This window comes from [Mycoplasma] phocae, from assembly GCF_003332325.1.
Lineage (GTDB): Bacteria > Bacillota_I > Bacilli_A > Mycoplasmatales > Metamycoplasmataceae > Metamycoplasma > Metamycoplasma phocae.
Genome location: NZ_CP029295.1, coordinates 613665 through 627275, shown reverse-complemented (window position 1 = coordinate 627275; position 13611 = coordinate 613665). Strand labels below are relative to the sequence as shown.

The 13611-nt window shown below is 27.0% G+C and carries 10 protein-coding genes and 1 rRNA gene; 6 read left to right on the top strand and 5 right to left on the bottom strand.

Going from position 1 to position 13611, the window contains the following annotated elements:
* The first annotated feature begins 29 nt into the window (after positions 1–29).
* On the top strand, positions 30–2519 hold the full coding sequence (gene lon, locus DA803_RS02550) for an endopeptidase La (RefSeq protein WP_114191051.1): 2490 nt from the start codon (positions 30–32) through the stop codon (positions 2517–2519).
* A 67-nt stretch (positions 2520–2586) separates the two neighbouring features.
* Here the strand turns inward: lon and gap are convergent, their stop codons facing one another.
* Positions 2587–3588: a type I glyceraldehyde-3-phosphate dehydrogenase gene (gene gap / locus DA803_RS02545; protein WP_114191050.1), complete on the bottom strand. Its 1002-nt coding sequence runs from the start codon at positions 3586–3588 to the stop codon at positions 2587–2589.
* Positions 3589–3866: 278 nt separating this feature from the next.
* On the opposite strand from gap, the gene DA803_RS06500 reads away from it, so the two are divergent.
* The 4 genes from DA803_RS06500 (at position 3867) to whiA (ending at position 7885) form a co-directional block, all read left to right on the top strand.
* Positions 3867–4673, top strand: a complete 807-nt coding sequence (locus tag DA803_RS06500) for a hypothetical protein (RefSeq protein WP_114191049.1) — start codon at positions 3867–3869, stop codon at positions 4671–4673.
* 148 nt (positions 4674–4821) lie between these two features.
* Positions 4822–6585 (top strand): hypothetical protein, encoded by a 1764-nt coding sequence (locus DA803_RS06495; protein ID WP_114191048.1) that lies wholly within the window; start codon positions 4822–4824, stop codon positions 6583–6585.
* 313 nt (positions 6586–6898) lie between these two features.
* Positions 6899–7003, top strand: a 5S ribosomal RNA gene (gene rrf / locus DA803_RS02530).
* 48 nt (positions 7004–7051) lie between these two features.
* Positions 7052–7885, top strand: a complete 834-nt coding sequence (gene whiA / locus DA803_RS02525) for a DNA-binding protein WhiA (protein WP_114191047.1) — start codon at positions 7052–7054, stop codon at positions 7883–7885.
* Between the two features lie 45 nt (positions 7886–7930).
* On the opposite strand, the gene DA803_RS02520 is transcribed toward whiA, so the two are convergent.
* From DA803_RS02520 to DA803_RS06485, 4 genes are all read right to left on the bottom strand, one after another.
* Complete coding sequence (locus DA803_RS02520; RefSeq protein WP_114191046.1) at positions 7931–8215, bottom strand: hypothetical protein; 285 nt, start codon at positions 8213–8215, stop codon at positions 7931–7933.
* Between the two features lie 117 nt (positions 8216–8332).
* Positions 8333–9112: a hypothetical protein gene (locus DA803_RS02515; RefSeq protein WP_114191045.1), complete on the bottom strand. Its 780-nt coding sequence runs from the start codon at positions 9110–9112 to the stop codon at positions 8333–8335.
* A complete protein-coding gene (locus DA803_RS06490; protein WP_114191044.1) occupies positions 9112–10950 on the bottom strand; it encodes an MAG3240 family lipoprotein in 1839 nt (612 codons plus the stop codon). Before DA803_RS06490 ends, DA803_RS02515 begins: the two co-directional genes overlap by 1 nt.
* Before the next feature lies 1 nt (position 10951).
* Complete coding sequence (locus DA803_RS06485) at positions 10952–11524, bottom strand: hypothetical protein (protein WP_114191043.1); 573 nt, start codon at positions 11522–11524, stop codon at positions 10952–10954.
* Positions 11525–11722: 198 nt separating this feature from the next.
* On the opposite strand from DA803_RS06485, the gene DA803_RS02500 reads away from it, so the two are divergent.
* Complete coding sequence (locus DA803_RS02500; protein ID WP_114191042.1) at positions 11723–13354, top strand: M28 family peptidase; 1632 nt, start codon at positions 11723–11725, stop codon at positions 13352–13354.
* The last annotated feature ends 257 nt before the right edge of the window (positions 13355–13611 follow it).

The following is a 13611-nucleotide window of genomic DNA, read 5'->3' as shown; positions in this document are numbered from 1 at the left end:
TTTATAACTTAATTTTAGAAAGGAAATTTATGAAAATTCCATTTATAGCGATTAAAAATCAAATTATCTTACCATTCGGTATTGAGAATGAAAAAATAAGAGTTGGCAAGCCTACATCTGTTAGTGCTCTTTTTGAGTCAATCGAAAAATATCAAAATAAAATTTTAATTGCCTTTATCAAAAGAGATGTTGATATTAAAAACGAGCCTAATATCGGCCAATTAGAAGAATATGGAGTAATTGCCGAAATTGTTGCAAAAGAAGATAACAACGGAATTTACGATCTTCTACTAAAATCAGGCGACCGTCAAAAAATTATTAGTCTTGAAACAAAACAAGGTTCAGATAAGGATAATAATCACGTAATTTATGCTAATACTGAAGAAGAAATTTTAGAAAACAAAAACATTAAAACTATTAGCGATAAATTTAAAAAAGTTTCAATGATTATTAGAAAATTATCAGCTCCACATTTTGACCCGACTGAAGATAGTATGAAAACAAATGGAAATTTCAAGGCAATTTCTAATTTTTTGAGTTCTTATAAAAATGATATTAATATCGCTGATTATTCATTAATTTCATGAAAAACTATTAACTATATGCGTAGTAGTTTTTCAACCATTGAACTACTTAAATTTATAAACTATAGTAATTTAGATATTAGATTTGACGAAATTTTGAAGAAATTGATTAATAGAATTAAATTTGATGAAATTGAAAGTGAAATCAATAGCAACCTTCGTGGCGATATGGAAACACAGCAACGTGAATTCTTCTTGCGTGAAAAATTACGTCAAATTAATAAAATGCTAAATGAAGATGAAGGTGGTAACAAATTAGTTGATAGCATCGAAGAAAATGATGCATTAAAAAAACAATATCCACAATATGTTTTAGATGCACTAAGAAGTGAACAAAACCGTATGTCTTCAATGATGCCTTCAAGTCCAGAAGCTAACATTTCCAAAACATACATCGATCTTCTACTAAATCTACCATGAAGAAAAGTAAGTAAAGAAATTATTGACATTGATTTTGTTAGAAAGATTCTTGACAGAGATCACTACGGTCTTAAGAAACCAAAGGAAAGAATTTTGGAATTTATTTCTGTCTTAACTCACACTAAAGGCAAATCTTCGAAAAATGAATATATTGCAATCAAAAATGATCCAGAACATTTTATCGATACAAATCTATTTGTTACACAAGCTGGTCAAACAAATAATAACCCAGTTAATAATATTCCTATTTTAACTTTAATTGGTCCTCCAGGAACTGGTAAAACTACTTTAGCTAAATCAATAGCTGAAGCATTAAAAAGAAAGTTTATTAAAGTTTCATTAGGTGGGGTTAAAGATGAAAGTGAAATAAGGGGACACAGAAGAACCTATGTTGGTGCAATGCCTGGGAAAATTATTTCAGCAATTAAAAAATCTCGTGTTTCTAATCCCGTTATTCTATTAGATGAAATTGACAAAATGTCATCAGATTTTCGTGGTGATCCAACAAGTGCTATGCTTGAGGTTCTTGATCCTGAACAAAACGCTAACTTCCAAGATCACTATCTTGATTTGGAATATGATTTGTCAAAAGTTCTATTTATTGCTACTGCTAACTCATATGACACCATTCCTGCTCCTTTAATTGATAGGGTTGAAATTCTTGAATTATCAACATACACAACAAAAGAAAAAATAGAAATTGCTAAATCATATCTAATGCCAAAAATATATTTACAAAATGCCTTAACTGAAAAGCAAATGCAATTAAGTGATGAAGTTTTAGAATTTATTGTAAGATTCTACACTCGCGAAAGTGGAGTTCGTGAATTAAAAAGAATTCTTGACAGTATTGCCAGAAAAATTGTTGTGCAAATCCTAGATAAGAAAATCAAAAAAGAATTTGTGGTAACCAAAGAAGCAGTTGTAGACTTTTTAGGACCAGTTAAATTTGAAGATGATGAAAATGAAAACAAAGCCCAAATTGGGGTTGTTAACGGTTTAGCATATACAAGTTTTGGTGGCTCTACTTTAGCAATTGAAGTAACAACATTCCCAGGCAAAGATGGTTTAAAACTAACCGGTCAGCTAAAGGATGTTATGAAAGAATCAGCACAAATTGCTTTAGCTTATGTAAGATCTAATGCTAAAAAATTTGGAATTGATTTTGATTTTGAAAATAACTCAATTCATATTCACGTACCTGCTGGGGCCATTCCAAAAGATGGACCTAGTGCCGGAGTTACTTTTACAACTTCAATTATTAGTGCTTTAACTAAAAAACCAGTACCTGCTATTGTTGGTATGACAGGTGAAATTACTTTAAGAGGAAAAGTTTTACCAATTGGTGGTTTAAAAGAAAAATCACTTGCAGCAACACAATTCGGAATTAAGAAGATTTTTATTCCAAATGATAACTTTAAAAATCTAGTTGATGTTCCACAAGAAGTTAAAAAAGAAGTTCAATTTATTCCAGTTAAATACTACGACGAAATCTATCAAGAAATATTTAAATAATAATAAATTTAGATGCAACAAAAAAATAAGATCGCGAAATCTTATTTTTTTAATAACTTTATTTCAACTATTTTAACTTAGCTAAGTATTTTAATGTTCTAACATATTGATGTACAAATGAGCTTTCGTTATCATATCATGAATAAACTTTGTACATTTTCTTACCATCAACTTCAATAACTGATGTTAATTGGCTATCAAAAATTGAACCAGCTTTTGAACCAATAACGTCACTTGAAACGATTGGAGCATCAGTATATTCTAATGATTCAGAAATGTTTTTCTTAACTGCTTCATTAATTTCTTCAACAGTTACATCTTTTTTAAGTTCAACTGTTAAGTCAACGATTGATCCAGTTATAGTTGGAACTCTTAGGGCAATTCCATTCATTTTTCCACTTAAACTTGGAATAACTTTGCCGATAGCTTTAGCGGCACCAGTTGAAGTTGGAATCATATTTGAAGCTGCTGCCCGCGCTCTTCTTAAATCACTATGAGGTGCATCTTGTAATCTTTGATCAGCGGTATATGAGTGAATAGTTGTCATATATCCCTTTTCAATTCCAAATTCTTTTTCTAAAACATTAACAACTGGTGCTAATGAGTTAGTAGTACATGAAGCACCTGAAATAATTTTGTCATCTTTATCTAATGTATTTTCATTAACTGAGTAAACAATAGTTTTTACATCATTACTTTTTGAAGGGGCACTAATAAATACTTTTTTAGCTCCAGCATCTAGATGTAGTTGTGCCAATTCAGAAGTTACAAATCTTCCGGTTGCTTCAACAACAATATCTACTTTTAATTTTTTTCATGGTAACATTGCTGGGTCTTTTTCGCTATAAATAGGAAATGATTTTTTACCAACAATGATTGAATTTTCTGTGCTAGAAATTTCTTCATTCATAATGCCATGGGCTGTATCATATTTTAATAAGTGTGCTAAAGTTGAAGCGTTAGTTAAGTCATTAATAGCAACAACTTCTAGCTCAGGGTCATTGTAGATTTCTCTAAAAATTAGACGACCAATTCTTCCAAAGCCATTAATTGCAATTTTTGCTTTCATATTATCCTCCGATATATATTTTAATAATTAGTAATACACATTTATAATTATATTTTTTTTGTTAAATTATGGTGCATAAATAACAAAAAATAGCTTTTATACAATTTAAATTAGTAGTAAAAAAATAAATTTGGTTTTTATTAAAAATAAAAATTTTTGTTTTTTTGCTAAAAAAATGTAAAAAATAGTTAATTTTTTGAATATTAGTACTTTGATTTCTATTTTATTTTATGTGTATAATATAATAGACTTATAAAAAAAGAAGGAAAAAACAATTTATGAAGAAAAAAAATTTCAAGTGATGAATTGCTTTACCTGTAGCAATTACATCTATACCCTTAATTGCTGCGGCATGTAATAAGAAAAAAGATAGTAATGATGCAAAAGATGGTGAGACACAAACTCCACCAAAACCAACTCCTGATCAAACACCACAACCAAAACCTGATTTAAAGCCTGATTCAAATCCAGCACCAGCACCACAACCAAATCCTGATTTAAATCCAGCACCAGCACCAAAACCAGAGATAATAGACGCATTGATTATTGTTCCAGCATTCAATATAAAAGCAGAATTTATAAAAAAATTTGATAGATTAGATGAAATGAAGAAATTAATAGATGAATTTCATAATTTATTTTATAGTAATAATTCAAAAACAGACATCGAAACAGATAAATACAAATGATTAAAGACCGATTTAGAATTAGCAAGATCTAGCGAAAATACTAAAGCTGTAGCAGATCAATTATCATTGCGTATAAAGGAAGACGAGCAAAAAATAATTAGTTCATTTCATAAAAAAATTAGAGAACTTCAAGAAGTATTCAAGGACGACATTTCCTACACTTATAATAGAATATTATCAAAAGGAAAAATTAGTAAAGAACTTTTTGAAGCATATAAGAAAGAAGTTGAAAATTATTTAAAAATTGAAAGTACATTAGAAGAAATTTACAAAAAATTTCCAACATATAAGCTAGAAATTTTTAAAGATGTAGAATGACTAACGAAATTTTATGAATTGCAAAAAGAACAAATGAAAACAATAATGTCAGCAAAATCTATGAAAATGAAGTCTTAATTAAAAAATATATGATATTGACTCTAAAAATAGCTTTGTAAAGATTTTAAAATATTAATTAATTTTGTCAATTGTTAATTTCAATTTAATAGTATTTCTAATTCATATAATTGGGTATTTCATTTCTAACAAAACAAAAGGATAACTCATGAAAAATAATAAGTTTAAATGATTGATTATAATGCCAACAGTAGTTGCATCGTTGCCATTAATCGCTGCATCGTGTACTAAAACAATGATTGGCAATTCTGATGAAATTGTTGAAGGTGATGCAAAAACGGATGATAAAAGTAATAACGGACCTAATATAAACAAAGGTGACGTCAACAACGGCAATACTTCTGATAAAAAAGAAGATAATGGAAAAAAAGATACTAATTCAATGAAGGATATAAATGCGCCTATTGACTCCGATGCAAACCAAAAAATAATTGATGAGTTTTCTAAAAAATTTAAAGGATTAGATGAAATAAAAAAAGTCATTGATAAAATGCATAATTTAATTTATCCTACAAATAATTCTATAACTGATGTAAATACCGATAAATATAAATGATTAATTAAAGATTTCGAATCAATAAATTCTAAAATTAAAAGTAAAGAAACTATTGATAATTTATCAAAGCACCTAAAAGATGATTTAACCACAATTGTTAAAGAATTTTCTACAAGAATAAAATTTTTTCAAGATGCTTTAGAAACAAATATAAAAAATGTTTTTAATAATGGTTATGATCTCGCTCATTTAAAATCACATAAAAAGCAAGTTCAAAATTATTTAGAAATAGAAAATTTTTTAGATAAAAATGCAAACAAAATTTTGGAATTTAATTTCGTGAAATTGTCGGATAAGACTTCTTGAAAAGAATCTATAGATTTATTAGATTTAAAAATTTCTGAGATTGAAAGACAACAAAAAATAGTAAATGATTTTAAAAAGGAAGTTAGCTTTTACTATGATGGTAAGCTTGGCAATGAGTCAGAGTTTTGGTTTCAAGATAGTAAAGTAACTCATAGTGATTTAAAGAATTATCAAATTACATTAATCGAGACAAAGGTTAATCCTGATGGAAAAGTAATTTCTAAATATAAAGTTGTTGATACAACTGCTAATTATACATTTGATGTCTATGTCGAATATGCGTATTCTAATAATGAGTTTAAAAAAACAGCATCTTATGTTAATGTCGAAGATTTTAATGCTGCTATTCCCAAAAAACAACATGAAGATCAACTACTAAGCCACATAAGAAATGATAGAATTGAAGGATATAAGACTAGAGTTGATTTCAAATATGAAGGCAAACTAGGTGATGATTTGAACGATTTATTTCAAAAGGATAAAATTAAGTTCAATAATAATATTACTAATTTTGAAGTTAAATATGTTGATGTGAGATTTCAAGAAAAAAATTCAGTTGCAGTTAATTACCGTATTTCATTAAATGAATCTTCTAATAGAAAATACGACTTTGATTTATATGTAAAATTTTCACATGGTGACGGTCCGAAAATATTAGGGGAATTTATAACTCGTGATCAATTTGAAAAGTATAAAAGTAAATTTGATTACAAATATGACGATAAGTTAAAACTTTATAATTTGCAAACGCAAATAATTATTAACTACAAAGGAACTTATACAAATTTAAGTGAATTTAAATCTAAACTTAAAACCGATTTTGCATATCAACAAAAAGACAGGTATAAAGATTACATTATTACTCCATTTTCTTTTAGAATTGATAAAGAAAAAAAATTTTTCATTGTTGAATTTTTACTTATAAAAAACACCGGTGGAGAAGACGGAAAATTATATGTTAAGTTTTCTCTTGACAAAAACCAACAAAATCATCAAGGAGTTCATATTAACGCTAATGAATTTTATTCTCTTCCACTAGTATCTGATTAAAATAATTTCGTAAAATTGATGAATTTATAATTAATTAAAAATCAAGCTAGTATTAATTGTGGCTTGATTTTTTATATACATTTCTTATATAAATAAATAATTATAAAAACCTTGAAACATTATTATGGTAAAGAAAATTTTGTGAAGCAAAATGGGTTTTTATAATCTAAAAATTTCATTATTTCACTTTGAGATGAACTAAAATGAAATAGGTTTTATTATTTTTTTATATTCACATAAAAATGAAATTTTAAAAAAAATAAAAAAAATAATTTTTTTGTGAAAATATTTTTTTTTACTATATAATGTATTACGTAGCAACCATAACGAAGGGGTTCCACCTGATACCATTCCGAACTCAGCAGTTAAGCCCTTCAGTGCCGACGATACCGTATGGGAAAATAGGTCGTTGCTTTTTTTATTATTTTTTTATATAATATAGTTAAATTAGTAGAAAAGAGATAGGATGCCAATTTCGTCATTTGCTTATGAAGTTAAAAAAAATATTATTAGTCGCAAATTAAGTAAGTATGAAAAAAGTGATTTATTAAATGGGATTATATCCACAGCACGAATCGAAAAAAATACTGCTTATATTATTATTAATAATTTGGAAATCTTTGATTATCTAAAAGGTTTATTAATTCAAATGAAAGTAAAATATAAAAATCCGCGAAAAAATGCTTTCCTAATTGATCTAAATTCTTTTCGCCACCACAACTTTAAAAAAGAGCGTGATTATTTTTCGGGAGTTTTCTTAGCAACTGGTTCAATTAATAGGCCAAGTAGTGTTCAAAACCACTTAGAGTTGAAATTTTATGAATCATCATACGCCTATGAGGCCTTAGAAATTTTAAATAAATACAATATGCATTTTAAAATTTATTTGCGAAAAGAAAGATATTTGATCTATATTAAAAAAATCGAAGATATCTGTGATTTTTTAAAAGCAATTGACGCACAAGAGGCGTATTACCATCTCGAAGATTCAAAAATTGAACGTGATTTTTTTAATAACGCTAATCGAATTACCAATTCTGACATTTATAACCAACAAAGAATTGCTAATGCTAATATGGGCTTTTTACATAATTATGATTTTATTAAAAAAAATCACCTTGAAGGGCATTTTAACAAGGATGAAATTCTTTTTTTTGATATCAAAGAGCAAAATATTGACCTTAGTCTCAATGATTTAGTTCACCGAATTAAACAGTTTGGAATTACGAAATCACGATCAGCACTAAATCATTCATTAATAAAATTAAGAAAATTAGTAGATAAGTTAGAAACTAAATAAAAAAATAAAGGGTTTAAGTGAACGCCTTTATTTTTTAAAACATAATTACATTTCTTTTTTGCAAGATTTTTCCATGTCACATGATTTTTCGCATTTACTTTCCATGTCACATTTCTTTTCCATGTCACATGATTTTTCGCATTTACTTTCCATGTCACATTTCTTTTCCATATCGCATGTTTTTTCACATTTCTTTTCCATGTCACATGATTTTTCGCATTTGCTTTCCATAGCGCATGTTTTTTCACATGATTTTTCCATGTCACATGCCTTTGCGCATTTGCTTTCCATTTCGCATGTTTTCTTACAACATGATTTTTCTTCTTTCATAAACATTCTCCTTTTTTATATGATTATTTCATGCATATATTATATTATATTTTAATTTGGTTTTATATCATAATCAAGACATTTTCAACCACTAAACAATGAAATGTGTTTTCTTATTTAAAAATTTTTTTCTTCATATTCAAAATTTAAATCAAGTTTTTTTGTGTTTAAAATGTCATAAATAATTTGAAAATTTACGTCTAAATTAATATGATTAATATTGTCGTAAATAAAATTTTTTGCCATTTTGTACTCTTCGAAAAATTTAGTTAAAGCATTATGTTCTTTTATAGACATTGCAATTGAATTTAAATGTATCTTAATGTGCTTAAACAAAGTAGTAATGGGGGCTTTGTCAGTTTTTAGAATTACAAACTGAAAATTGTGGTCATGAAGATATTCTTTAATTTCCTTATTAATTTCGCTTTGATTATTAGATGATGTTTCGCTTAGTTCATTATTTTCTAAAAAGAAATTAAGATCTGATAATCGAATTGATAGTTTTTCAATTAACCAATTAAGTTCATAAATTAAATTAGCAAAGCTTTTATTTTTATCATTATTTTCAAAAACGAAATTCTTCAAAAAATATTTATTTAAATTTTCTTTTAATTCAGGAATACTTTGCTCTTTTACTAAATCACTAAAACGTGAACTTAGGCTAGCATATTGATTGGAAAACAAATAAAATTCGCTATTAAACTCTCTAGCTATTTTTTTCAACCTTAAGGCTTTTTTAACAAAGTTTTCTTCAAAGTAATTTGACGGTAATTCTCTCTCATTATTTTCTAGGCGATTTTTTATCTTAGATTTACTAAAACTAATGGCAACAAGAGGGACCGTGCTAAGAGTCAGAGCTAAGGTGCTAATGATTATTGTTGGAAGTTTTCTTTTCATTATTTTACTTCTCCTTTACTTATTAAACTAAAGGAATTGGGGCTAGTACCTTTGTAGTTTTTAAAGCCGTTTAATTTAATTGAAAATTGATAAAAAGGTTTTTCATTTTCATTAGTAAAATTTATGTCATTTTCATCTAAAAATTTAAATGCTTCTAGGTTAAGTACTAATGTTCCGGGTTCATCACTACTAATATTAGCTAATTCAATTTTTTTAATACCACTATGAATTTTATTACCATCATTTTCAATTGCATATGAAAGTAAATAATTGTTTAAATATGCCACTAAAACCTGTAAACTTTCATCAGTTTTTTTAATTGAGATAACATCAACTGAATTACGATTATTTCATTTCTCATAAACCTTATCAATTGCATTTTGGACTAAATTTTTAAACGGTTTATTAGGATCTATATCGATAAAATCAGCTATTTTAATGCCTTTTATTTGCGCAAGTTGATGCTCTGAATAAATGTAATAATCTTGTGGTTTTAGTAAATTGATTGGCAAATTTTTCAAGGCTATTGCTCGCAAATAATGACCGTGATCATCGAAATTAGAACTTAGTAGAACATAACGCTTAAAACTGCCATCTTTTTTAATGACTTTAATAATTAATTTAATAATTTGATCGGTTGCAAAATAATTAGTAAATTTAACATCTTCAATTTCATATTTTAGATCATTTTCTTTATAGATATCAGGAATGTCTAATGATAAAATTTGATTTTTAAATTTTGAAAATAGGTAAACAATTCCACGAGAATTTCAATAATTAAGGCTACCATATCCCTTAATGAAATTATTAATATTGTCAACAACCGGTAAAAACTTTAAGCTACTAATATTCAGTAGTGGATTTTGTACATAGTCATTGAACAGTGGCAATTTTTCTTTTAGTCCTGACTCTCCAACACCAAATTTAAGATTGGTTGCATAATTACGGAAATTATTGATGTAAAAAGTTTTGTTGCGAATTTCATCAGTGATAATGCTTTTATTTTCAAAAGTAATGATGTCCTTTATTTTAAAACTGACAAAATTAGTGTTTTTGTCAATACTTTCTTTAATTGTGCTTGACGATCAATCGATATTAATTTTTTTAATTCCAAGATTAAATTTATTTAAATATAAAATTAAGTATTTAATAAAAATTTCTTTGATATCATCTCTTTTAAGTCACGATTTTGCTTGAATGTATTGGTTTTTGAATACATTTTCAAGTAAAATAGCTTTTCTATTACTACTAAAAAGACTCCGCTCTCTTACGAGTCCAGAATTATTTTTTAAATCATCAACTAATCGAAAAATTATTGTTTGAAAATCAAAAAAATAAGGGTCACCTACTCTATAAAAATCCTTATCAATCCCCTTGAGATTAGCTAGGTAGTAAAATCATTTATTTCCATAACCATTATATTTTTTGATCTCTTCAAAATTATATTCAGTGAAAAGTTGTGAAATATCATTTTTTGGGTTGTCAGTTGTTTGAACTTTAATATTGTCATATTTAGTGTTAATTTGTTGAAATGGTTGTTGTGTTTTAAAATCAGGTTTATAGTGTAAATCATTTTCAAAAATCAAATCATTTTGTCTTTCATCTATTTGCTTAACTGATAAATATACTTTATTACCTTTTTCATTGTTAAATAAAAATTGTTTAATTTCATTTAATGAAGCAATTTGTTGCAACGTTAAATTTGACAAATATTTTTTGTTGATAATGTTTTCATCGATTTGAATACCCTTTTGAGTTTGCTGACATGCAGCTGCCAAAGTTGGAACAGGGAGTAAAATTAGGGGTAGAAAAATGAGAAATTTTTTTCTATTTCTCATTTTAATTATCTTGACCTAAATTTAAAAATACGTCTCCCTGTCCTTCATTTTGTCTACCATCTAGACATTTTATTTTATAGTGATAGTAAATATTTCTTTGGGTTTCATCATAATCAAAGTAACAATGTACTTCGTGATTCCCCACGAAATACTCCAAGTTTGGAATATTCACATTTAAATATTTCCTAAATTCTGGATTTCTTAGTGTTTCAGGAAGAAAGGCAAAGCGATCTAAATGATCTTTAGATGATGCAAATCATTTTGTGATTTTTTCTCACAATGATTTAATGTATTGATCTTTTTTAATTGGACTATTTAAGGCGTTATATTCTTCTTTTGCTAAGTCAGTGAATGTAAATGATGAATTTTTAATAACATCATTTACTTTTTCTCTTAATTCATCACCAATTAAACTGCCTTCCCGATTAACATCTGACTTATCGAAATTGTTTGTGGTTGTTTCAGTTTTTTTATTAGTATTATTGCAAGCCACCATAGCTATTGGCAAAGCAACGAATTGTGTTGCCAATAGTGAGATTAAAATTTTTGTTTTTTTACCATTTTTTTTAAGCATCATACTATCCTCTATAACTTTCTTTTTAATAATAAAATTTTACTATTAATTAAAAAACGCTAATTATTTTTTTCTAAATTCATTTAATTATGTTTGATTTTTTTCAATTTATGACAACAAAGTATTAAAATTTTTATACATAATTAGTTATGTATTTGTCAAATAAAAATAAATTGATGAAAGGTAAAAAAATAAATAATGAAAAAATCTCTTAAAATTGTAATTAGTTTAGCGAGTGTTTCAACTCTTGCATCTTTTCCGCTAATTGCTGCTTCATGTACAAATAAAAGTGAAAATAGTAAAGTTAGTGATTTAGAAGTTTATAAACAATTTAATGAATTTATTAACAATACTCATGGTCGGAAAGCAGAAAATATTAATAACTTTAAAGAATCAAGTTTAATGCTAGAAAAAGATGGGGATAAAATTGTTAAATCACTAGGTATTAAGCTAGAAAATGGTAAAGCACTAACTTCAGATGTTTTAGATCCACTATATGCCGAAAATGTTGAAATTGATTCACAACGCAATATTTACGGAAGTTATCACGCTTATAGAGTGTTAAGAAAGATGATCTCTTCAATGGGATATGAAAATCATACTGGCAATGTAATTACTTATCCAGATCAAAGCACTTATGGTTCGATTGAAAGTAAAGCGGCTCCTGATTCAAAAATAAATCGATTAAACGGGAATGCTGTTACAACTTTTAAAGAAGATGGAAAACATCAAGCTATTGTTAATAAAGCTTATGAAGATATGAAAAAAACTGGTTTTATAACTCAAGGATTTTTATATGATACTGCTTCAAGTAGAATCAATAACATTGGTAATAACATTATTGTTACAATAAATCCTGGCGAAAAAAACTTAAAAGGTAAGGAAAATAAACAACGAGAAGTTAAAGATTTTTATATTGTTTCTCACTATGATTCTACTAATAATGTAGGTCCAAAAGGAATTTCATGAGGTGCTACTGATAATGCTACTGGTGTTGCAGTTAATCTATCACTATTAAAATATTTCTCAAATCCTATTAATCGTGATAGATTAGGAGTAAGATTACATGTTATTTTTGTTGATGCTGAAGAGCTTGGAAAACTAGGTTCTGAAGCCTTTGTTGCTCAATTTTTAAAATCGAAAAAGGATTCTAAACAAGTTGAAACCAATCCATTACTAAAAAATTCAATTGGTATGATTAACTTAGATACCGTTGCTGGTGGTGATAGAATGTATGTTCACTCACCAAATACATCACCAAGTTTAGGAAGAGTATATGGAAATTTATCAACAATTATTCGTGATCAAATTAATGCTATTTCTAGAATTAGAAGCCAAAATTTAAAAGATCCTTCACAAGAATTAGAAATTCACCCACAATTTACTCCAGGTGAATATAAACCAGGAGAAACAGGTGATTGATCTGATCATGCTCCATTTTATAGAAATGCAAACCTTCCAGTCGCATATATTGAATCAACTAACTTCGCAGTTAAATCAAAACAAGGTGTATATGATGGTTATGCGCAAACTACAAATCCAAAAGCTTGAGTTTTAAAAGATGGCAAAAATATTGATTCACTTGTTAAAAGAAAAATTAATAATGGTCTAATTGAAGTTTATGATTGACCTGATGGTTTAAAAATAGAAGACTTTGCTATTGCCGGAGATATCTGACACAGCGATTTAGATCGTCCTGAATGAGTATTAGCAAACGTTGGAGATAGATTCTATCGTCAACAAGATACTGTTTTTGAATCACTTAAAGAATACTTTGCATCAATGTATTCAATTGACGAAAAAACTGATGGAATCGCATATATTATTTAGTTGTATATAATTAATAAAAGTGTCGAAAATATTTAGGCACTTTTTTTATTAATTCATTTTAAAATTGGATATATATCATTGGTAATCAAATGGTTTTTAAAAATTAACACATCTATTTATAGTATAATTTCTAATTATGAGTACACTCGCAATTAATAAAAAACTAAATATTGCAACTATACGTCTATCTCAATATATATATATATATATAATTAATAAACTTTATAACCTATTCCAAAAAATATTAAAATGTCTAA